This window comes from Streptomyces sp. NBC_01341 (assembly GCF_035946055.1).
Lineage (GTDB): Bacteria > Actinomycetota > Actinomycetes > Streptomycetales > Streptomycetaceae > Streptomyces.
In genome coordinates this window covers 1,241,192-1,264,218 of sequence record NZ_CP108364.1, presented here as the reverse complement: position 1 = coordinate 1,264,218, position 23,027 = coordinate 1,241,192, and the positions used below count along the sequence as shown (strand labels likewise).

Annotated in this window: 15 protein-coding genes and 1 pseudogene; 11 read left to right on the top strand and 5 right to left on the bottom strand. The window is 67.1% G+C overall.

Features of this window, described 5'->3' with window-relative positions; genetic code table 11:
* The first annotated feature begins 60 nt into the window (after positions 1–60).
* On the top strand, positions 61–1,212 hold the full coding sequence (locus OG206_RS05615; protein WP_442805804.1) for a magnesium and cobalt transport protein CorA: 1,152 nt from the start codon (positions 61–63) through the stop codon (positions 1,210–1,212).
* 31 nt (positions 1,213–1,243) lie between these two features.
* On the opposite strand, the gene OG206_RS05610 is transcribed toward OG206_RS05615, so the two are convergent.
* Positions 1,244–2,446 (bottom strand): IS110 family transposase, encoded by a 1,203-nt coding sequence (locus OG206_RS05610; protein ID WP_327112822.1) that lies wholly within the window; start codon positions 2,444–2,446, stop codon positions 1,244–1,246.
* Positions 2,447–3,694: 1,248 nt separating this feature from the next.
* On the opposite strand from OG206_RS05610, the gene OG206_RS05605 reads away from it, so the two are divergent.
* From OG206_RS05605 to OG206_RS05565, 9 genes are all read left to right on the top strand, one after another.
* Positions 3,695–6,172 carry an ATP-binding protein gene (locus tag OG206_RS05605; RefSeq protein WP_327112821.1) on the top strand — a complete coding sequence of 826 codons (2,478 nt, stop codon included), beginning with the start codon at positions 3,695–3,697 and terminating at the stop codon, positions 6,170–6,172.
* Complete coding sequence (locus OG206_RS05600; protein WP_327112820.1) at positions 6,169–6,870, top strand: response regulator transcription factor; 702 nt, start codon at positions 6,169–6,171, stop codon at positions 6,868–6,870. The genes OG206_RS05605 and OG206_RS05600 overlap by 4 nt, the downstream gene beginning before the upstream one ends.
* Before the next feature lie 447 nt (positions 6,871–7,317).
* Positions 7,318–7,407, top strand: a complete 90-nt coding sequence (gene kdpF, locus OG206_RS05595) for a K(+)-transporting ATPase subunit F (protein ID WP_327112818.1) — start codon at positions 7,318–7,320, stop codon at positions 7,405–7,407.
* Between the two features lie 7 nt (positions 7,408–7,414).
* On the top strand, positions 7,415–9,079 hold the full coding sequence (gene kdpA / locus OG206_RS05590; protein ID WP_327122193.1) for a potassium-transporting ATPase subunit KdpA: 1,665 nt from the start codon (positions 7,415–7,417) through the stop codon (positions 9,077–9,079).
* A gap of 26 nt (positions 9,080–9,105) precedes the next feature.
* Entirely contained in the window at positions 9,106–11,214 is a 2,109-nt protein-coding gene (gene kdpB / locus OG206_RS05585; protein ID WP_327112816.1) for a potassium-transporting ATPase subunit KdpB, read from the top strand.
* A 6-nt stretch (positions 11,215–11,220) separates the two neighbouring features.
* Complete coding sequence (locus tag OG206_RS05580; RefSeq protein WP_327112814.1) at positions 11,221–11,886, top strand: potassium-transporting ATPase subunit C; 666 nt, start codon at positions 11,221–11,223, stop codon at positions 11,884–11,886.
* A 116-nt stretch (positions 11,887–12,002) separates the two neighbouring features.
* A complete protein-coding gene (locus tag OG206_RS05575; RefSeq protein ID WP_327112812.1) occupies positions 12,003–12,686 on the top strand; it encodes a response regulator transcription factor in 684 nt (227 codons plus the stop codon).
* 71 nt (positions 12,687–12,757) lie between these two features.
* Entirely contained in the window at positions 12,758–15,301 is a 2,544-nt protein-coding gene (locus OG206_RS05570) for a sensor histidine kinase KdpD (protein WP_327112810.1), read from the top strand.
* 713 nt (positions 15,302–16,014) lie between these two features.
* The gene (locus tag OG206_RS05565) at positions 16,015–17,895 is read left to right on the top strand and encodes an APC family permease (protein ID WP_327112808.1); all 1,881 of its coding nucleotides are present in this window, start codon (positions 16,015–16,017) and stop codon (positions 17,893–17,895) included.
* Between the two features lie 816 nt (positions 17,896–18,711).
* Here the strand turns inward: OG206_RS05565 and OG206_RS05560 are convergent.
* From OG206_RS05560 to OG206_RS05550, 3 genes are all read right to left on the bottom strand, one after another.
* Entirely contained in the window at positions 18,712–18,801 is a 90-nt protein-coding gene (locus tag OG206_RS05560) for a potassium-transporting ATPase subunit F (protein WP_327112806.1), read from the bottom strand.
* A gap of 84 nt (positions 18,802–18,885) precedes the next feature.
* A complete protein-coding gene (gene lysA, locus OG206_RS05555; RefSeq protein WP_327112805.1) occupies positions 18,886–20,259 on the bottom strand; it encodes a diaminopimelate decarboxylase in 1,374 nt (457 codons plus the stop codon).
* A 17-nt stretch (positions 20,260–20,276) separates the two neighbouring features.
* Positions 20,277–20,705 carry an SAV_915 family protein gene (locus OG206_RS05550; protein ID WP_327112804.1) on the bottom strand — a complete coding sequence of 143 codons (429 nt, stop codon included), beginning with the start codon at positions 20,703–20,705 and terminating at the stop codon, positions 20,277–20,279.
* 530 nt (positions 20,706–21,235) lie between these two features.
* Between OG206_RS05550 and OG206_RS05545 the strand changes: the two genes are divergently transcribed.
* Entirely contained in the window at positions 21,236–21,406 is a 171-nt protein-coding gene (locus tag OG206_RS05545; protein ID WP_327112801.1) for a hypothetical protein, read from the top strand.
* Positions 21,407–21,434: 28 nt separating this feature from the next.
* Here OG206_RS05545 and OG206_RS05540 read toward each other — a convergent pair.
* Positions 21,435–22,943 (bottom strand): annotated as a pseudogene (locus OG206_RS05540) (ISAzo13 family transposase); the annotation flags it as partial.
* Positions 22,944–23,027: the final 84 nt, after the last annotated feature.

The following is a 23,027-nucleotide window of genomic DNA, read 5'->3' as shown; positions in this document are numbered from 1 at the left end:
CGTCTGCGGCATGCTCAAGCATCCCCACGCCTTCCACTCCTGCCTGCGGAGGATTTTGTCGTGTCCGAGCGTCGCCGTCGTACCCTGCGCGCATTTAGCAAGCCCGTCCAGCGCCCGGCCGGGGCCGGCCCCATTGCCGACGATCCCGCCCCGGCCGAGCAGGCGAAGCAGCAGCAGCCCCGTGAAGGCGCAAGCAGCGTGGTCACCGCCGCGATCTACCACGACGGGGTCCGCACCAGCACCCATGACTCGCTCGCGGAAACCTTCGGCAAGCTCCGTGAGGCAGACGGCGGGATGGCGTGGATCGGCCTGCACCGCCCCACCGAGCCCGAGCTGCTCTCCGTCGCCGAAGAGTTCGACCTGCACCCCCTCGCCGTCGAGGACGCCCTCGAGGCCCACCAGCGCCCCAAGCTGGAACGCTACGGCGACACCCTGTTCGCGGTCCTGCGCGCCGCCCGCTACCTGGACGACGCCGAGGAAGTCGACTTCGGCGAGCTGCACATCTTCGTCGGACCCGACTTCGTGATCACCGTCCGCCACGGTGCCGCCCCCGACCTGGCCGCCGTCCGACGCCGCATGGAGAACAGCCCTGACCTGCTCAAGCGCGGCCCCGAAGCAGTGCTGTACGCGATCCTCGACGCCGTCGTCGACGGCTATGCACCCGTGGTCGCCGGCGTGGAGAACGACGTCGACGAGATCGAGACCGAAGTCTTCAGCGGCGACCCGAAGGTCTCCCGCCGCATCTACGAACTCTCCCGTGAAGTGGTGGAGTTCCAGCGCGCCACCCGCCCCCTGACCCGGATCCTGGACGGACTCTCGGCGGGGTTCGAGAAGTACGGCATCGACGAAGAACTGCGCCGCTACCTGCGCGATGTGGCCGACCACGCCACCCACGTCACCGAACGCGTCGACGGCTTCCGCCTTGCCCTGCAGGACATCCTCGCCGTCAACGCCACCCTGGTCACACAGCAGCAGAACGAGGAGATGAAGCAACTCGCGCAGGCCAGCCACGCCCAGAACGAGGAGATCAAGAAGATCTCCTCATGGGCGGCGATCCTCTTCGCCCCAACCCTGGTCGGCACCATCTACGGCATGAACTTCGACCACATGCCCGAACTCGGCTGGGTCCTCGGATACCCCTTCGCACTGGCACTGATGGCCATGGTGTGCGGCGGCCTGTATGTGGTGTTCAAGCGCCGGGACTGGCTCTGAACCCATAGAAAAGGTGCCTCTATGGTTTTCGTCAAGCCGTTGCTGGTGTGGGTGGTTGGTAGAAGGTTCCGTCTCGGAGCATGGCGAAGAGGACGTCGATGCGGCGTCGGGCGAGTGCGATGAGGGCGGCGATGTGGTGTTTCCCCTCGCGGCGTTTGCGGTCGTAGTAAGCGCGTGACTCGGGCTGGGAGAGCGAGGCGAACGCAGCGAGGTAGAAGGCCCTCTTGAGTTGTTTGTTGCCTCGCCGGGAGGGATGTTCGCCGCGGATGGAGGAGCCGGAGTTCCTGGTCACGGGCGCGAGGCCGGCGTAGGCGGCGAGGTGTCCGGCGGTGGCGAAGCCGCTGCCGTCGCCGACGTCGATGAGGATGCGGGCCGCGGTCCTGATCCCGATGCCGGGCATCGAGATCAGGACCTGGGAAAGAGGGTGGGCGTCCAGGAGTTCCTCAATCCGGGCAGCGAGGAGTTTGCGCTGTTCAAGGACGGACTGGAGTGAAGTGGCGAGGCTGGGGACGATCAGCGCGGCAGCGTCGGTGCCGGGGACGACGACGGTCTGTTCGTCGAGTGCGGTGAAGATGTCCTCGATCAGTCGCTCGGCCATCCTGGGTGCCTTGGGACGTATCAGGGTCACGAGGCGACGGCGTCCGGCTTTGCGGATCTGGGCCGGGGAGCCGAACTGGTCCAGCAGCTTGAGCGCGGCCGGGTGCTGGATCCGCGGTCCCAAGACTCGTTCCAGGGACGGGTGGATCTGGGTGAGAAGGCCACGAAGCCGGTTGGCGATCCGTGTGGACTCGCCCGCGAGATCATCGTCGAACCCGGCGATCATCGCGAGCTCGGCAACGGTCTCGTCCGCGAGATCGATCGTCCTCAGGGTATGAGGCATCGCTCGGGCGGCGTCCGCGATGATGAACGCGTCGCGGGCGTCCGTTTTCGCCTCGCCAGGGTAAAGATCGGCGATCCGCCGCATCGTGAGTCCGGGCAGGTAGGCGACCTGACATCCTGCGTCCCGGGCGACCGCCAGCGGCAGGGCCCCGATGGAAGCCGGCTGGTCAACGACCACCAGTACCGTTCCGTGCTTGGCCTGGAGCTTGTCGAATAGCTCCCGCAGCCTTGGTTCGCTATTGGGCAGCGGCTTGTCGAACACCTTCTTCCCCGCCCGGTTCACAGCGGTGGCGTGGTGATCGCTCTTCCCGACGTCCAGGCCCAGATAGATGTCGATGCCACTCTCGTCCGTCATGTCCTTCGCTCCCGTGCTCGCGTTCTCCCCGGCCTCACCTGCGGCATCAGCGTGCCGGCATCCACGTTACGAAGAGACTGCCCAAGGGCGCTCGTGCCTCTAATCAGCGGTCTGCCAATGCCTCCGGCACCGGCGACACCACCTTTTCGATCATCATCGACTGGGGGACCGAGTCATACCGGGGCCGGAGGCCGGGAGCCCTGTTTCAGGGCCACGAAGACGGTAACGGGAGACCGTCAGTGCGCCCGCTCCTTCCGAAGCTGTTCAGCGCCGCGATTCTGGTCTGGATCGCGTCCATCACCCTCTGGCTCTACCTCGACCAGTAGAGTCGGGCCCCCTCTGGTCAGTTCCTGCGCTCCGTCCTCGTCCAGCCCGGACGAGTCTGGGACATCCAGTGGCCGGCAGGCCGCCGCCCGCCGGGGCGGAGGCGATGAAGCTGTAGCGACCCAGGACGTCGATGTCGGTAGGTGTTGTCGCGGCCAAACATCCGCCCGGTGGTAGACGATCGCCATCGGGACCCCGTTGACGTGTGCAAATGCCCGCCGGGAGCAGTCGAAGAACGTCTGGAGGTTCAGGGGCTGGTGGCGAAGCAGCAGAACGGATCGCGCGACTACGACTTCCCAGTTTCTCCGAGATTCTCGGGCGGGTCTCCTGCATGCAGAGCTTGACCCGCTGGTAGTTCCCGGTGATCCCGCACTCCGTGGTCGGCCGCTCGTGCCGCTCGTGAGTCACCGCGGACTTCGCCAGAATCTCCGTCCGCAGCATCGCGTCGATCAGCGGAGCGACCCCTTCGGCCACCCGCTTGCGCGGCTGGCCACTCGCCCTTCGCGCGGAGCCGTGGACAGGTCGGCAGACAGGTACTTGCTGACCGTACGCCTGTTCAGCCTGGTCTCCTTGGCAACCTCCGACAGGCTCATCGCCCTGGACTCCACCAAGCCGCGAAAACGCCGGAGCTCGCGCCAGCGCTGCGGGTCCATGACCATGACCTACCCCTCTCTGCGACCTTCGGCAACAGGCAGCAGCGTTCCGGGGCTGACACTCACTGCATCAAGAATCCTGTACGTCCATCCGTACGCGGCATGTGCGTTCACATGTACGCCGACACCAGGATCAGAGTCGCGTCAAGGTCGCCGGGCCGGGCCCCTGAACCGTCGTCCACAGCCGATGCTGGTCACCAGCACCCGTAGCCGCAGCCGCGCAGGAACGCCCCCGCCACCGGCACGCGTGCGGCGTGAGGAGGCGCCTGCGGTGACGGAATCAGAAGTCAGACGGGGAAAGCTCAAGGTCTTCCTCGGAGCGGCCCCCGGCGTGGGCAAGACTTACCGGATGCTCGACGAGGGGCACCGCAGTGTGCAGCGGGGCACCGATGTCGTGGCGGCCCTCGTGGAATGTCACCGGCGCCCTCTCACCGAGGATCGGCTCCGCGGACTGGAGGTGCTCCCTCGCGACGCAGACTCGCACCGGAGTTGTGAGCCCGTCGAGCTGGACTGTGAAGCCGTGCTGCGGAGACGCCCTCAGGTGGCACTGGTCGACGAGCTCGCCCACTCCAACCTTCCCGGCGGCCGGCGCGCCAAGCGCTGGCAGGACATCGAGCTGCTTCTGGCCGCCGGCATCGACATCGTCACCACCGTCAACATTCACCACCTGGAGTCCCTCAACGATGTCGTCGAGAGGATCACCGGTGTTCCGCAGAGGGAGACCGTTCCCGACGACGTGGTGCGCCGCGCCGATCAGATCGAGCTCGTGGACATGCCGGCCGAGGCGCTGCGCCGCCGGATGGCACACGGGAACATCTACGAGGCGGAGAAGATCGATGCCGCGCTGTCCAACTACTTCAGATTGGGAAACCTCACCGCCTTGCGGGAGTTGGCGCTGCTATGGGTGGCTGGACGAGTCGACGAGGCGTTGCAGAAGTATCGCTCCGAACAGGGCATAGACCATGTCTGGGAAACGCGCGAACGAGTCGTCGTGGCACTGACGGGTGGTGCCGAAGGCGAGACACTCATCCGGCGTGCGGCTCGGATCGCCGACCGCAGCGCAGGCGGTGACCTGCTGGCCGTGCACATCGTCCGCAGTGACGGGCTGACCGGCGGTGTCTCATCGGCTTCACTGGCGCGCCAGCGGGCGCTCGTCGAGAGTCTTGGCGGCAGTTATCACTCCGTCGTGGGTCACGACGTGGCCATCGCGCTCACCGAGTTCGCGCATGCCGAGAACGCTACGCAGCTGGTGGTCGGCACCAGCAGACGCAGACGCCTGGAGCGGTTCTTCACCGGTCGCGGCGTCGGCGAGACGATCGTCGAACTTTCGCAGGACATCGACGTGCACTTGGTCACCCACGAGCGCTTCGGCGGAGGCCGGCTTCTGCCCTCCCGGCGGCGCACCCTGCCGACCACACGACTCGTCGCAGGACCGGTCTCAGGCCTGGTTCTGCCGGTGGTCCTGACGTTCCTGCTGGCCGGCAGCAGGGGCGGCCTCAATCTGACGAGTGAGGCCCTGCTGTTCCTCGTGGTGGTGGTCGGGGTGGCCTGTGTCGGCGGGGTGGTGTCCGCGCTTGTCGCATCGGTGACGGCGTCGCTCCTGCTCAACTACTGGTTCATACCGCCGATCGGTGAGTTCACGATCGCCGAGCCCAACAACATCCTCGCGCTCCTGGTGTTCGCGGTCGTCGCGGTCACGGTGGCCGTCATCGTCGACCGGTCGCTGCGGCTGTCGCGCCGCGCGGCCCGAGCCACCGTCGAGGCGGAGACGCTTTCCTCGCTGGCTGGGTCCATCGTCCGTGGGGACCACACAGTCCCGGTCCTGCTCGAACGCACACGAGAAACCTTCTCCATGGCCTCCGTCGAACTGCTCGACCATCCGGTGGCGGACGACGACGCCATCAACGTACCGGTCGGTCCGGACACTCACCTGGTCCTGCGGGGCCGCACCCTGCCCGCATCCGAACTGCGCGTCCTCACAGCCTTCACCGCCCATGTGGCTGCGGCCCTCGAACGCGCTCGTCTCGTCGAGGCCGCCGCCGAGGTCGAGCCCGTGAGAGCTGCGGACCGAATGCGTACGGCGCTGCTCGCCGCTGTAAGCCACGATCTGCGCACACCGCTGGCCGCCGGCTGGGCAGCCATCAGCTCCCTGCGTAGCACCGAGGTCGACTTCAGCGACGAGGACCGGGCCGAGCTGCTGTTGACAGCCGATGAGTCCATGGCCCGGCTGAACCGACTGGTCGACAACCTTCTCGACATGAGCCGGCTCCAAGCGGGGGCCCTCACCCTGAAGCTGCGCGCGACCACGCTCGACGAGGTGCTTCCCGCCGCTCTGGACTCGCTGCCCTGCGACCCCGCCAGTGTGACCGTGCGCATCCCCCACGGTGTGCCTCCCGTCGTGGCGGACCCGCCTCTGCTGGAACGCATCATCGCCAACGTCGTCGGGAACGCCGTCCGGTACACCCCGCCGGGCCGACCGGTCGTGATCACCGCAAGCGCGCTGGCCGACCGGGTCGAGTTCCGCGTCATCGACCGCGGCCCCGGCCTGCCCGTCACCGAACGTGAACAGGCTTTCGTGCCCTTCCAGCGGCTGGGCGACACCGACAACACGACCGGGGTCGGGCTCGGCCTGGCTCTCGCCCGGGGCCTGGCCGAGGCCATGAGCGGAACCCTTACTCCGGAAGACACTCCTGGTGGCGGCCTGACCATGACTCTCTCCCTCCCCGCGTCGATGCAGGGGGACTCGTGAAACACGTGCTCCTCGTCGACGACGAACCTCGGATGCTCGATGTCGTGAGCACCGCGCTCCGGGCCCGCGATTACACGGTGTCCACCGCGCCGAACGCCGGAGCAGCCCTGAAACTCGCCGCGAGTTGTCCGATAGACGTTGTGGCCCTCGACCTGTCCCTTCCCGACCTTCACGGTCTCGACGTCATCCAGTCCCTGCGAGCCTGGAGCTCGGTGCCCATCATCGTCGTTTCGGGAAGGACCGGCATCAGCGACCGCGTCCAGGCATTGGACGCTGGAGCGGACGACTACCTCACCAAACCCTTCGCAGTCGACGAGCTGGCCGCCCGAATCCGCGCCGTCCTGCGCAGGTCCCAGTACCTGGAAACCCCCGGCCCCGTGGCCTTCGGCCCGTACGCCGTCGACCTGGCTGAATACACCATCACCCGCAGACCGGGCACGGCTGCCGAACCGGCAACCGCGCACAACGTGCAGTTGACACCGACAGAATGGCGGCTCCTGCGCGCGCTGTTGCGCGCCCCAGGGCGGCTGGCGACGCGACGATCGCTCCTCGTCGAGGTCTGGGGGGACGCGCACCGCAGCAAGTCCCACAATCTGGCCGCCTACATGGCCACGCTGCGGCGAAAGCTGGAAGCTGATCCCGCTCATCCGCAGCACTTGATAACAGAACCCGGTCTCGGATATCGCTTCCGGCGATGAGGAGTGTGGGCGGCAGACAGAGCGCGGGAGACATTCGTCGCCGCGCTACACCGCCGACCATGCTGAGTGGGGAGGAAAGTCTCCCGGCATCCGGTGACCTCTCCGGCGTTCACCCACCTTGAGTGACGTACGGAGTCCATGCGATCCCAGGGCGCATGCATCCTGCGACGGTTCCGACTAACGAAACCCTCCGACCGCCCGGACGGCCTAAGAGCAGCGAATCTCCCGAAGGCGGGCGCAGCAGCGTCAGGGACTCGTCAAGGACACATCGAGGGCCGTAAGGAACCTGTCAACGGAAGGGACAAGGAATCCTTGCGGGGCTTTGCTCTAGGTGTACGAGTGTCCGGATCTCACCTAGGAGCACACGATGGGCGACGTGGTCTTCATCGTCACCACGATCGCGGTCTTCGCGCTGGTGGCTCTTGTAGCCAGGGGGGTATCCAAGCTATGACCGTCGAAAACATCGTCGGCCTGGTCGTGGCCGTTTCCCTGCTTGGCTACCTCGTCCTCGCCCTGCTTTATCCAGAGAAGTTCTGAGCCCGATATGAGCCCCGTCCTCGCTGGGGTGCTCCAGGTACTCGCGCTCGTCTTTGCGCTGGGTCTGGCGTACCGCCCGCTCGGTGACTACATGGCCGGCGTCTATTCCTCTCCGACGCATTTGCGGGTGGAGAAGTGGATATACAAGGCCATCGGCGCCAATCCGAACACGCAGATGCGCTGGCCCGCGTATCTGCGCGGTGTCCTCGCCTTCTCAGCCGTGAGTGTCCTCTTCCTCTATCTGCTGCAGCGGCTCCAGGGATCCCTGCCCGGTTCGCTCGGCTTCTCCTCGATCGACCCCGACCAGGCGTTCAACACGGCGGCCTCGTTCGCCGCCAACACGAACTGGCAGTCGTACTACGGCGAGCAGGCCATGGGCCACGTCGTACAGACCGGCGGCCTCGCGGTGCAGAACTTCGTCTCGGCCGCCGTCGGCATCGCCGTCGCCGTAGCCCTGGTACGTGGCTTCGCCCGGTCCCGCACAGGTGAGCTGGGCAACTTCTGGTCCGATCTGGTGCGCGGCACGGTACGGATTCTCATTCCGATATCCGTGATCGGGGCGCTCGTCCTGGTGGCGACCGGCGTGATCCAGAACTTCTCCGGCATCCATGAGGTCGGCCAGTTCATGGGCGGAACCCAGGAGTGGAACGGCGGCGCGGTAGCCTCACAAGAGGCCATCAAGGAGCTGGGCACCAACGGCGGCGGCTACTTCAACGCCAACTCAGCCCACCCTTTCGAGAACCCCAACGGCCTATCGAACCTCTTCGAGATCTTCCTGATCCTCGTCATCCCGTTCGCGCTAACCCGCACGTTCGGCAGGATGGTCGGATCCCTGAAGCAGGGGTACGCGATCCTGGCGGCCATGGGTGTCATCTGGCTCGGCTTCACCGCTCTGATGATGTGGACCGAATTCGCCCATCGCGGACCGGCCTTCGATATTGCCGGTGGGGCTACGGAGGGCAAGGAGACCCGGTTCGGCATCGCCGGCTCGTCCATCTTCGCGGTGGCCACCACGCTGACATCGACCGGCGCGGTGAACTCGTTCCATTCCTCGTTCACGGGCTTCGGTGGCGGCATCACGATGCTCGGCATGCAATTGGGCGAGATCGCGCCCGGTGGTACAGGTTCGGGACTCTACGGAATTCTGATCATGGCGATCATCGCAGTTTTCATCGCAGGCCTGATGGTCGGCCGTACGCCAGAATACCTGGGAAAGAAGATCGGCACGCGTGAGATCAAGCTCGCCGCCTGCTACATCCTGATCACGCCGGCTCTGGTGCTGTGTTTCACGGGCGCTGCGATGGCTCTGCCCACGCCTGCCAATTCGATGACGAATACCGGGGCGCACGGCTTCTCGGAGATCCTCTACGCCTACACATCGGGCGCCAACAACAACGGATCGGCGTTCGCCGGCCTCAACGCGGACACCCAGTGGTTCAACACAACCATCGGACTCGCGATACTACTGGGCCGGTTCCTGCCCATCGTATTCGTCCTCGCCCTGGCCGGTTCGCTCGCCGAACAGAAGCCCGTACCGGCGACGGCAGGGACTCTGGGCACGCACAAGCCGCTCTTCAGCGGGCTGCTGGTCGGCACGATCCTGATCATCACCGGCCTGACCTACTTCCCGGCCCTCGCGCTGGGGCCGCTGGCCGAGGGGCTGGCGTCATGACCAATCGTCCGAAGCGAGAAGACTCGATGTCCACAGCCACCCCTTCCCGGGCACCGCACCAGGACGCTCCCACAGGTCACCCCGGGGCAGGACGCGTCGGCGGGGGCTTGTTCGATCCCACACAGCTGCTCAAGTCCCTCCCCGACGCGGTCCGCAAGCTCGATCCCCGGGTGATGGTCAAGTCCCCCGTGATGTTCGTGGTGCTGGTCGGTTCGGTGCTCACCACCGTGCTCGCGGCACTGCATCCGACCGACTGGTTCGGCTGGGCCATCACCGTCTGGCTGTGGCTCACGACGGTCTTCGCCAACCTGGCCGAGGCGGTCGCCGAGGGCCGTGGCAAAGCGCAGGCCGCCACCCTGCGCAAGGCGAAGACCGACACCATCGCCCGTCGGGTTGTCGGCACGAACGAGGAGCGGGTGCCCGGCGCCGAGCTGCGCATCGGTGATCGGGTCGTCTGCGAGGCTGGTGACAGCATCCCCGGTGACGGGGATGTCGTGGACGGCGTGGCCTCGGTCGACGAGTCCGCGATCACGGGCGAGTCCGCACCCGTGATCCGCGAATCGGGCGGTGACCGCTCGGCGGTGACCGGCGGGACGAAGGTGCTCTCCGACCGGATCGTCGTCAAGATCACCGCCAAGCCGGGTGAAACGTTCATCGACCGGATGATCGCCCTGGTCGAGGGCGCCGCCCGGCAGAAGACTCCCAACGAGATAGCCCTGAACATCCTCCTGGCGTCTCTCACCATCGTGTTCCTGCTCGCCGTCGTCACCCTGCAGCCCTTCGCGATCTACGCGGGCAGTGAGCAGTCGATGATCGTGCTGGCCGCGCTGCTGGTCTGCCTGATTCCGACCACCATCGGGGCGTTGCTCTCGGCGATCGGTATCGCCGGTATGGACCGGCTGGTCCAGCGCAATGTGCTGGCCATGTCGGGACGTGCCGTCGAGGCGGCGGGCGACGTGTCGACGCTGCTGCTCGACAAGACCGGCACCATCACCCTCGGCAACCGGCAGGCGGCCGAGTTCCTTCCGGTCTCGGGCACGAACGAGGGCGAACTGGCGGACGCCGCCCAGCTCTCCTCGCTGGCTGACGAGACGCCCGAAGGGCGTTCGATCGTCGTCCTGGCGAAGGAGAAGTACGGGCTGCGTGAACGGAACCAAGGCGAGCTGTCCGGTGCCGACTGGGTTGCCTTCACCGCCCAGACCCGCATGTCGGGTGTCGACCTCACCGAGAACGGCGCCTCACGCAGGATTCGTAAGGGTGCGTCGGGATCAGTGCTCACCTGGGTCCGCGACCAGGGGGGTGCGGTCTCGGCAGACGCCGGGCGGCTGGCCGACGCGATCTCCGAAGCCGGCGGTACACCGCTCCTGGTGGCCGTTCACGATGACCGAGGGGCACGGGTCCTGGGTGTCGTCCATCTCAAGGACGTCGTCAAGGACGGCATGCGCGAGCGGTTCGACGAGCTGCGCCGCATGGGCATCAGGACCGTCATGATCACCGGCGACAACCCGCTGACGGCGAAGGCCATCGCCCAGGAGGCCGGGGTCGACGACTTCCTCGCCGAAGCCACCCCGGAGGACAAGATGGCCCTCATCAAGCGGGAGCAAGCGGGCGGCAAGCTCGTAGCGATGACTGGCGACGGCACGAACGACGCCCCGGCGCTTGCCCAGGCTGATGTAGGCGTGGCGATGAACACCGGCACCTCGGCCGCCAAAGAGGCCGGGAACATGGTGGACCTGGACTCCAACCCGACCAAACTGATCGAGATCGTCGAGATCGGCAAACAGCTCCTCATCACCCGCGGCGCACTCACGACGTTCTCCATCGCCAACGACGTCGCGAAGTACTTCGCGATCATCCCCGCGATGTTCGCCGTGGTCTACCCGGGCCTGGACAAACTCAACATCATGGACCTGTCTTCGCCTCGGTCCGCGATCCTGTCCGCCGTGATCTTCAACGCGCTGATCATCGTCGCGCTGGTGCCACTCGCCCTGAAGGGCGTGCGCTACCGGCCCAGCAGTGCCGACTCGATGCTCCGCCGCAACCTCGGCATCTACGGGCTCGGTGGGCTCGTCGCCCCGTTCATCGGTATCAAAATCATCGACCTGCTCATCTCCCTCATCCCCGGAATCGGCTGACCTGCCATGAACGCCTCTTTGAAGAACTCCGCACGGCTCTTCGGGGCTGGGTTGCGTGCCCTGCTCGTCCTCACCTTGGTATGCGGCGTCATTTACCCACTCGCCGTCACCGGTCTCGCCCAGGGCCTCATGCCCGGCCACGCGAACGGCTCCGAGATCACGGCGAACGGCAAGGTCGTCGGCTCCGAACTCATCGGCCAGCGCTACGACCTCCCCCTCAAGAAGGGCCAGGAGACCCCGGACCCGGACCTCAAATGGTTCCAGCCCCGCCCCTCCAACGGCCTCGGCACCAACAGCGTCAACACCCAGTACAAGCTGCTCCTCTCCGGCGCGACCAACCGCTCCGGCGACAATGAGGAACTCATCGACTGGGTGACCAACGCCAAGGCCGCCGTCGTCAAGGACAACTCCGTCCCCGGCCACCCCATCACCCCCTCCCAAGTGCCCGCCGACGCCGTCACCTCCTCCGGCTCGGGCCTCGACCCCGACATCTCCCCTGCCTACGCACAACTCCAAGTCCGCCGCGTCGCGGAGCGCAACCACCTCGACACCGCACAGGTCGAGAAGCTCGTCGAGCAACACACCGACGGCCGCATCCTCGGCTTCGTCGGCGAACCCCGCGTCAACGTCCTCCAACTCAACATCGGCCTCAAGGCCCTCGTGGACCAGTGATCGGGCTGGAGCAACGGGCGCCGCGAACCGGGTCTGCGCGCACAAGCGCCGGAACCCCGGTTCCCGCCCTCCGTCCCCACTCCACGGCTCACGCGATGCAGAAAGGCGGCAGACCGATGACTCGGGTGCTGGTGGTGGAGGACGATCCGCAGCTCGTCCGGGCTCTCTCAATCAATCTGCACGCCGGCCACTACGACGTGGCCGCCGCGACCACCGGAAGGACAGCACTGCGGCTTGCCGCATCGCACTTTCCTGACGCGGTTCTCCTGGACCTCGGGCTGCCGGACATGGACGGCATAGAGGTGATGCAAGGGCTGCGGCGATTCTCCCAGGCGCCGATCCTGGTGGTCTCCGCGCGAAGCGCGTCCGCAGAGAAGGTCAGAGCACTCGATGCGGGTGCCGACGACTACCTCACCAAACCGTTCAGCATGGACGAGCTCCTCGCCCGGCTGCGGGTCGCTACCCGGCGTACAGGCTCCACGTCTGCTGCGGGTGACAACGCGACCGTCACCACCGAGGGGTTCGCTCTCGACATGGTCGCGAAGGAGGCCAGGCGCGGTGGCCACACCGTCAGGCTCACCCCGACCGAATGGCAGTTGCTGGAGATCCTGGTCCGAAACACCGGCCGACTCGTCAGCCAGAGACAGCTGCTGGACGAGGTGTGGGGGCCCGCACACCGGACGCACAGCAATTATCTCCGCGTCTATATGGCCCAGTTGCGACGGAAACTCGAGCCCGACCCCGCCCACCCTCGCCATTTCATCACCGCCCCGGGCATGGGATACCGCTTCGAGAGGTGAGGGCCGGCACCCACATCCCCTCACTCCTCTCCTCCAATCCAGTCGACTACAGAGAACGGAACCTGTCGGAAATGGGACGCGGGAAGCTCCGGATATACCTCGGCGCTGCGCCGGGGGTGGGCAAGACGTATGCCATGCTCTCGGAGGCGCACCGCAGGACGGAGCGGGGCACCGACTGCGTCGTCGGCTTCGTGGAACACCACGACCGACCGCGCACCGAGGTGATGCTGCACGGCCTGGAGCAGGTCCAGCGGCGCACGGTCCAGTACCGCTCCGCCGTCTTCACCGAGATGGACGTCGACGCCGTCCTGGAACGCGCTCCGGCGGTCGCGCTGGTGGACGAGCTGGCACACACGAACGTGCCCGGCTCCCGCAACGCCAAGCGCTGGCAGGATGTGGAAGAGCTGCTCGACGCCGGCATCGACGTAGTCTCGACCGTCAACATCCAGCACTTGGATTCACTCGGCGACGTCGTCGAGTCGATAACCGGCGTACGACAGCGTGAGACCGTCCCCGACGACGTGGTCCGCCGGGCCGACCAGATCGAGCTGGTCGACATGTCCCCCCAGGCCCTGCGCCGACGGATGGCCCACGGCAACATCTACAAGCCGGACAAGCTCGACGCCGCCCTGGCGAACTACTTCCGTCCGGGCAACCTCACCGCCCTGCGGGAGCTCGCCCTCCTCTGGGTCGCCGACCGGGTCGACGAGTACCTCCAGCAGTATCGCGGCGAGCACAACATCCGCACCACCTGGCAGGCCCGTGAACGCATCGTCGTCGGACTCACCGGCGGCCCCGAAGGTGCCACGCTGATCCGCCGGGCCGCACGGCTGGCCGAGAAGGGGGCCGGCGGGGAAGTACTCGCGGTGTACATCACCAGAAGCGACGGCCTGACCTCCGCCTCGCCCAAGGACCTTGCCGTCCAGCGCAATCTGGTCGAGAACGTCGGTGGCACGTTCCACCACGTCATCGGCGACGATGTGCCGCAGTCCCTGCTGGAGTTCGCGCGCGGTGTGAACGCCAGCCAGATCATTCTCGGCTCCAGCCGGCGCAAGGCTTGGCAGTACGTCTTCGGACCTGGCGTCGGCGCAACCGTCGCCAGGGACTCCGGACCCGACCTGGACGTCCACATCGTCACGCACGAAGAGGTCTCCCGCGGGCGGAGGCTGCCCGTGACCCGTCATGCCCGCCTGAGCACGGCCCGAAGTGTCTGGGGCTGGGTGGTAGGTGCGGGCGGACCTGCCCTTCTGGTCGCATTGCTCACCAACATCGAAGCGGATCTTGGCCTCGCCAACGACATGCTTCTGTTCCTGTCGCTGACGGTGGCCGCCGCACTGGTGGGTGGGCTGCTCCCGGCGCTCGGCTCCGCCGCGCTCGGATCGCTCCTGCTGAACTACTACTTCACACCGCCCTTGCACCGGCTGACCATCGCCGATCCGAAGAACATCCTCGCCATCGCCATCTTCGTGAGTGTGGCGGTCTCGGTCGCTTCTGTGGTGGATCTCGCGGCCCGCCGCACCCAGCAGGCTGCGCGGCTGCGCGCCGAGTCCGAGATCCTGTCCTTTCTCGCAGGCAGTGTCCTGCGCGGCGAGACCACCCTGGACGCGCTGCTGGAGCGGGTTCGGGAGACCTTCGCGATGGAGTCCGTCGCCCTGCTGGAACGGCAGAGCGAGGTCGAGCCTTGGACCTGCACCGGGAGCGTCGGGCCGTCGCCCGCCGCTCGCCCCGAGGACGCCGATGTCGACCTGCCCGTAAACGACGAGATGGCGCTGGCCCTCTCGGGACGTGTGCTGCCGGCTGAGGATCGCCGCGTGCTCGGCGCCTTCGCCGCCCAGGCAGCCGTTGTCCTGGACCGTCAGCGCTTGCGCGGAGAGGCCGAACAGGCGCGGAAGTACGCGGAGGGCGACAGGATCCGCACGGCACTCCTGGCCGCAGTGAGCCACGATCTGCGCACTCCCCTGGCGACCATCAAGGTGTCCGTCACGTCGCTGCGCTCCGCCGACGTGGAGTGGTCCGCTGAAGACCGGGCCGAGCTGCTGGCCGGAATCGAGGAGGGTGCCGACCGCCTCGACCATCTGATAGGGAACTTGCTGGACATGTCCCGGCTGGAGACAGGTACGGTTCGGCCGCTGATCCGGGCGACGGACCTCGACGAGGTCGTTCCCAAGGCGCTCGGTGGCGTCCCGGACGGGAGTGTCCGACTGGACATCCCGGAGGACCTGCCACTGGTGGCTGTCGATCCGGGGCTGCTGGAGCGCGCCGTCGCCAACGTCGTCGAGAACGCGGTGAAGTACAGCCCGCAGAACGAACAGGTACTGGTAGCGGTCAGTGCCATGGCCGACCGTGTAGAAGTCCGGGTGGCAGACCGCGGACCGGGCGTACCGGACGAGGCCAAGGGCAGGATCTTCGAACCCTTCCAACGCTATGGCGACGCACCAGGCGGCGCCGGTGTCGGCCTGGGCCTCGCGGTGGCCCGTGGCTTCGTGGAGGCGATGGGGGGAGTGCTTGCCGCGGAGGACACCCCGGGAGGAGGCTTCACCATGGTGTTCACCCTGCGCGCCGCAGACGGCGGCCCCCCTGTCGAACGCGATCTTCCTGCCACGATGACGTCATGACGCCTGCCCCCATGCCGGGGCTCGGTGGCACGGGGCCGGTCAGCGCCCGTGCGTCCAGCGGTAGCCGCCAAGTGATCCTGCGGCGGACAGCGACGAGCTTCTTCCCCAGAGGTGACGGCGGTACAGCCAGTAGCGGGAACGACGCGTGGACGAGGCAGTAGCGGGCCACCGACCGGCACAGGAATCGGTGCGGCCAACGGCGAGATCCGGTGCCGACGATCAGGAGGTCTTGCTCCTGCCCTACGGTCCCCACCAGTACCCGTCCCGGTGCGGCGGACTGGGCAGGCTGCGGTGCCCGCGTTCGCCGCCGGGCGGCTCCCAGGCAAGCACGACCCAGAGCTCGCCCTCGATGCGCCGGGCTTCGGCCGCTGCCCGGTGCAGAGGTGCCAGGCTCCCTGCGTACAACTCACGCTGACCACCACACGTCTGCAGGCGACTTCGTCCATGGGACACCACTTCCGAGTCGATTCGGTTTCTCCCCTCTCATCGAAGCCCGAAGGGGTTCACCGTCCAGCAGCTGTTGGCGCATCCCTGACGGCGGCGGCGCAGACCTATACGGACTCCTGCCTGACACCTTCGATGCCGTCCTGTCCACCGCGTCAAGAACACGGGAAGAGTTCGGCACATGGCGCCAAGAACGCGCCAGTATCCGGTTCGGCCGGCCGGTGACGAGCGCACTCTGAGCGGACCTGCAATGAAGGAGCTCGAACCGCATGTCCGTCCGCACCTCAGAATCCGGCACAGCGCCGAGCGTCGAGGCACCCCTTGACGACGGGGGCCGGCACAAGCTGACGACCGTGACCGGGCTGGCTGCCCTGTCGCTCGACGCGATGGCGTCGGTCGCGTACGGGCCGGAGGCCATCGTCCTGGTCCTGGCAGCCGCGGGCGGCTACGGGCTCGGCTTCACTCTCCCCGTCACCGTCGCGATCGCCCTGCTGCTGGCCGTTCTCGTCGCCTCGTACCGACAGGTCATCGCGGCTTTCCCGGACGGTGGAGGAAGTTACGCGGTCGCCAAGGCTCATCTGGGCCCCCGCACGAGCCTCGTAGCGGCTGCTTCCCTTGTACTGGACTACGTGCTGAACGTGGCAGTCGCCGTGACCGCCGGCGTGGCAGCGCTGACCTCCGCCTTCCCGGATCTGTACGGGGATCGTCTGGGGCTGTGCCTCGGTACTCTGGCCCTGATCACTGTCGTCAATCTGCGCGGGATCGTGGACTCGGCGCGGGCGTTCATCGCGCCGACCGTGGTGTTCGTCGGAGCGATCTTCGTCCTCATCCTGGTCGGCCTGTTCCGTGACACCCCGGTGAGTACGGAAGCCGCTGCCGGCCATGCTTCCGTACTCGGCACCAACGCAACCACCGTCGGTGCGCTGCTCCTCCTCAAAGCCTTTGCCTCCGGCTGCTCGGCGCTGACAGGTGTCGAAGCCATCGCCAACGCCGTCCCCTCCTTCCGCGCACCCGCCGCACGCCGCGCGCAGCGTGCCGAAATCGCCCTCGGTGCGCTGCTCGGTGTGATGCTGATCGGCCTGTCCGTACTGATCTCCCGGTTCGGGCTCCAGCCCGTCGAAGGTGTCACGGTCCTGGCGCAGCTCGCCGACGCATCGTTCGGACACGGCATCGCGTTCTATGTCGTGCAGTTCGCCACCATGATGCTGCTGGCACTGTCCGCCAACACCTCGTTCGGTGGCCTGCCGGTGCTCCTCAAACTGCTGGCCCGCGACAACTACCTGCCCCATGTCTTCGGGCTCAAGGCCGACCGGCAGGTCCACCGCCACGGAGTCCTCGCTCTCACCGCAGTCTCCGCCGTGCTGCTGGTCTTCTCCGGGGGCGACACCAACACCCTCGTCCCGCTCTTCGCGATCGGCGTGTTCGTCGGCTTCACGATCGCCCAGACCGGCATGGTCATCCACTGGCGATCGGTCCGCGGCCCCAGGTGGGCCGGCAAGACATTGCTCAACCTCCTGGGCGCCCTCCTGACCGGGGTCAGCGCGGTCGTCGTCACAGCAACCAAGTTCTACGACGGTGCATGGCTGATCGTGGTCGCACTGCCTCTGCTCGTGGCCGGCTTCGAGTCCGTACACCGCGCCTACGCCCGTATCGGCCGAAGCCTGGAGGTCGGCCGCATCCCGGAGCCACCGCACCGCGACCGTTCACTGATCGTGGTTCCGATCTCCTCTCTCACCCGGCTCACCAGCGAGGCCCTCACCGCCGCCGTGTCCCTCGGCGATGAGGTCCACGCGGTGACGGTCTGCCACTTGGACTCCGAGGACCGTGCGCAGAGCGAAGCACTCGAGCGGGACTGGGCCCTGTGGAATCCGGGCGTTCCTCTGATCCGTATCGCCTCCGCCCGCCGCACGATCGGCCGCCCGGTCGCCGCCTATGTACGTAAGTTGACTGCCACCGACCCGGGCGTACGGATCACCGTGCTCATCCCGGAAGTCGAACCTGCCCATGTCTGGCAGCGGCTGCTGCAGAACCAACGTGGGGCCGTCGTCGCCCACGCCGTGCGGCGTGAAACAACGGCGGTCATCTGTCGCCTGCGATTCCGGCTCTTGGACGAGTCAGCAGAACGCTACACAGGCCGAAACTCGCGTTAGCCCCCGCGCGCACCTCTGGGGCTGATCAGAGCCGGTCCTGGGCATGCACGAAGATTCCGGGTTCGAGTGGGGCCGCGCTGCGGGCCGCCCGATCGCGTAGCGGACGTACTCGCGGTGCAGCCGGAATCCGGCCGTCCAGGCACGGAGGTGACCAGCACCCGGTCGTCGCGCCTGCGGGAAAGGGTCGCGGTTCGGCCGCGGGCATCGATGTCCGCATATGACCGGTCACTCGGGCGTGCGAGAGAAGCTCGCATCGGAGGTCCTGGCCCGTGGCACACGCGATGTCCTCGTACAGGCTGCCCCGGAAATTCGTGCAGGCCTTGGCGAGAATCTGGCCGTTGCAAGCGGGCGTACCATCACACCACGCATGGGCCGCAGCATGGGTGAGGACGCGAGAGCGTGGCGGACGTAGACCATCCGCTCCTCCGGCACGATGCTGTCGAACGTGGCACGCATGACACGGAGGAAGTGAGGCGGCGCCTCCACCTAGCTGTCGGCGAACGGGGCGAGTTAGCCCAGTGCAAGGGCGTGAGGATCGCCGGGCAGGACGCCTCGGATCGCGCAACTCACTGCGACGACCTGCGGCTGGAGAACGCTTCCTGCCCGGCGAGACTGTTGCGGCTGGCTTTGGATCATGTACGGCACCACCTGATCTCGAGTACGGGGCGGCCCCCGAAGGGGCCGCCCCGTGAACTCTGAGCATTGGACGGCGGCTCGGACCGTCGCGTGGTTCTGTCGGACCGGTCACGAGATCACGCGACGCGGCCAGGCCGATGGCTGCCCAGCGCCGCACGCGACCGACACGCGGAGTCGGCGTCAGAAGCGATCCGGATACTTGACGGCGAGCACGAGGTATCCGACGAGGCTCGTGGCCACGATCAGACCGACGATGTTCTCAGTGGTCACGGCGGTCACCACAGGACGCATTACGGTTACTGAGCACGACAGTTCCTTCACGGTCGGGGGAGGGGCGGAGCGGACTTGGACGGTTCACATTCCGATGTCGCGGCCGTTGATGTCGGCGAGGGATTCGCGGCGTATCAGAAGCCTGGCGCGGCCCTCGTGGACGGCGACCACGGGTGGTCGGCCGACTGCGTTGTAACTGGATGCCATGGAAAGGTGGTAGGCGCCCGCGACCGGTATGGCGACCAGGTCGCCCGGATGGATGTCGGCCGGCAATACAGCGTCGGTGGCGAGAACGTCGCCCGCCTCGCAGTGCCGGCCGACGACGGTCGCCGTGCAGGACTCGGCCGTTGAGCGGCGGCCGATGAGCCGGGGCGCGTAGCGGGCACCGTACAGGGCGGGACGCGGGTTGTCGCTCATTCCACCGTCCACGGCCACGAAGCGACGGTCGCCCGTCATCTTCACGGCGAGCACCCGGTACAACGCCACACCTGCGGGGCCAACCAGGGCGCGGCCGGGTTCGATGGCGAGCCGGGGCGTAGGGATGCCGGCTGCGGTGCAGTTCGTGGCCAGTTCGCGGCGGATTCGTTCGCCTAGGTTGGGGATATCGAGCGGGGTCTCCCCCGGCCGGTAGGCGACCGCGTGCCCGCCTCCCATGTCCAGTTCGGGGAGCACGACTCCGTGCTGCTCGCGCACCTGGGCCAGCAGCCCGACCATGCGCCGGAGCGCGGTCAGGTAAGGCTTGACCGTGGTGATCTGCGAGCCGATGTGGCAGTGCAGCCCGACGAGTTCCAGGTGCGGCTGGCCGAGAATCCTGGAGATTGCGTGCTGAGCGCTCCCATCGATGAGGGAGAGCCCGAACTTCTGGTCCTCCGTGCCGGTGCGGATCGCGGTGTGCCCGCCCGCACTGACGCCTGGGAGCACGCGGACCAGCACCTTCTGACGAGCGCCTTCCGAGACCAGCGCGGACAGTTGGGCGATCTCCCACGGGCTGTCGATGACAATCCTTCCGACACCCAGACGCAGGGCGGCTCTCAGATCGTCCGGGCTCTTGGCGTTGCCGTGCAGCACGATGCGCTCGGGAGGAAATCCGTTGGTGACCGCGAACTCCAGCTCACCAGATGAGCAGACGTCCAGGCCGAGGCCCTCCTCCTGCACCCAGTGCAGGAGGGCGCGGCACAGGAACGCCTTCGCCGCGTAGACGACGTCGGTGTCCGGGAAAGCTCGAATGTAGGTCCGGCAGCGGTCCCGCACTTCGCCCTCGTCCAGGAGGTAGACCGGGGTCCCGAACCGCTCGGCCGCCTCGACGAGGGAGACACCTCCCACCGCTACATCGCCGCGGGAAGTGAGCCGTGCAGAAGTGGGCCAGACGGACAGACCTGCGGCATTGCTCGGCGGCACGGAAGCTGCTGCTTGCGGCGTGATCGGCACCGACGTCGAAGTAGGAAGTGCTGTGTGCATGGTGTTCCCCCAGCCGGTCAAGAGTTTGTTGCAGAAGACAACGACGGTGTGCCGCTCGCGCGCAGCGGGTCGACCGCTCGCGGGCAGCGGGCCGGCCCATACGTGCGCCGTGGCTCACAGGCCGTGCGGCCCCCGAGCCTGGCGACAGATGCCTCGCCAGGACTAGCGGCCACCAGAAATGGGTCGACGGTGAGGTCGACGACACCCAAGGGCGCGACGAACGCGCGTACAGCCGGCTCGCTGAGCCGAATCCAGATCTGCTGCTGCCCGAGCGTGCGGGGCAATTGCCTTTCATCGGTAAAGGCGACTGCGGTGCGCACGCCGAGAGGCGTACGGACGAGGCGGGCACAGCAGCCCCCGGGCCCCTGCCGGACCGGAACGAACAATGCCCCGGCCCGGTGCGGATGAAGGGGTTCAGGGTCCTCGGTGCACGGGTTGGCGTTCATGGCACTCCTTGTGGAGGCGGATCGGTGCCCCGCACTACTGGCCAGCCGGGCATGCCAGTGACGCTATGCCCGCTCCTACCGGGCCGGACATGTCCGTTAGCGAACCCTTGATCCCGGCCGCCAAACCCTTGACGCGCGATTGACAGCAGCTACTCGCAACGTGTTCAGCTCAGTGCCGGACGCTGCGGGCGCTCTGGCAGCGCTGAATGGGGGCGCACCCACCGGAACGCTCCGGGGCGTGTCACCGACTGGACTCTCACGACAGTGAGCAGGGTCGAGGGGAACACGGCCAGGGCGCCCACGCAGATGCATACCGCCCCCCAAGCACGCCCACAGCGCCACATCTCAATCGCGCCCCGACCGGTACCAGGTCGCACTTGACCTCGGGGTCGGGTGCGGCCTCCCGGGTTCAGCCCGGGCGACGTTGGTGGCGACTTCGTGCACGTGGAGCGGCAGATCCTCATGTACAAGTCGCGGCTGTACTTCGGTCCGCCCAAGGTGGCAAGGAGCGCGACGCCCCCCTGCCGAAGGTGCTCGCGAAGCGCCTCCTCGCACACCAGGAGCGGTTCGAGCCGATCGCCGTGACCGTGCCCTGGCTGGATCCCGAAAAGCCCGACTTCGCACGCGAGCACCGTCGCAAGGTGACCGTCCCCCTGCTCGTCTACACGTGGCGTCGCGGCGCGATCAACCCCACCACCTGAAACACCAAGCCTTAGGGCTTGCCGGGAATCAACACGTCGGTTTGATCTTGGTCGTGTCGAGGTCGAGGAACCTCGCGATGTCGACTGGTGTGCGGAATCGGGCGGTCGAGGCAGGGATGTGAATGCCGTGGGCTTTCAGGAGGGGGCGGACGTCTTTCGCTGCGCGACTGATGGTCATGGCGGTGGTGTTGAAGAGCTGCCCCAGGAGGTCCATGGTTGCGAGTTTTCGCAGGTGAAGCACGGTGACCAGGACCCGGTCGGCTGAGGTGAGCTTGGCCTTGGCACCGGTGCCGGGGGCCACCAGGCGCTCGTGGCCCCGGCGTGCGCGGAGCACTTGTTCGCGTTGGTCCTCCATCGCTGGTGTCAATGAGTCGATGAGTTCGCTGAGCTGTCGGCGGGCCATCCCGGTCAGTTCCGGGTCCTGGAGTGAATGCCGCGTGAGGTGAGTCGGTCTGCTCGCCAGGGCCTCGCCCGGTGTGCTGCTGGCGGTCGCCGTGTCCATCGGATGCTGGGGGTGGAGGGTGTAGTTCCAGTCGCCGTGGAAGCGGTGGCGGGTGATGGGCAGGGCGGCGATCTCGTCGTCGCTGACGCGGATGCCGGTGGGGTACTCGCCGCTGTCGAGTTCGGCCTGGACGGTGAGGCCGGTGTGGCTGGTGGTCGCGGCGATGGTCTGGAGCATGACTTCGTGGCTGGTCAGGGGTCTGCCTCGCCAGTTCATGGTGATGTGGGAGAACAGCCGGTGCTCGATCTTGTTCCACTTAGAGGTTCCGGGCGGCAGATGACACACCGTGATTTCAAGGCCGGTCTCTGCAGCGAGGTCGGCGAGGTGGACCTTCCAGCCGCGGGTGCGGTAGCCGTTGGAGCCCCCGCCGTCAGCGGTGATCAGCAGCCGGCGGGCACGGGCATAGTCGTGTCGGCCGCGAGCCTGCCACCAGCGTCGGATCGAGGCGACGGCGAACGCAGCAGTGTCGTGATCGGTGCCGATGCTGACCCAGCCGGTGTTCGCTGCCATGTCATAGATCCCGTACGGAATCGCCTTCTCGGCCTGGCCTGGGAAGTCGTGGGTCTTGACCCTGACGGGTTGCCCTGCGGGCTGCCATTCGTGCCCGGCGTTCTTGTAGTCGCCGATCAGTTCCTTCTTCTTGCTGTCCACACTGATCACCGGGTCACCGGCGTCCCTGTGGTCTCGTGCCCGCTCGTTGAGGTAGCGGAACTGGGCATCCCTGTCGGGGTGCTGAGCACCCTCGATGGTCTTGGCGTTGGCCTGCAGACTGAAGCCTTCCTCCCGCAGCAGGCCGGCGACCGTGTCGGCGGAGACCCGATGGCCCTGCCGGGTCAGCTCCGCTGCCAGCTTCCGGGTCGACTTCGTCGTCCACCGCAGCGGCGACATCGGGTCGCCCCGCTCGTCGGGCTCGACCAACCCAAGCAAAGCCGGCCGCAGCCCGGGATCAAGGTCCGCTGCCCTCTTCCGGCCCCCACCAGGACGACGAACTCGCCCCAACAACACCTGCCCAGACTCCAGTTCGGCCACTCCGCGCGTCCGCTCGGCCAACTACCCCACATCCGGCTACGCGCCGAAACTCACTGTCACCTACAACTCCTACCCCGCGAAGCCGAGTGC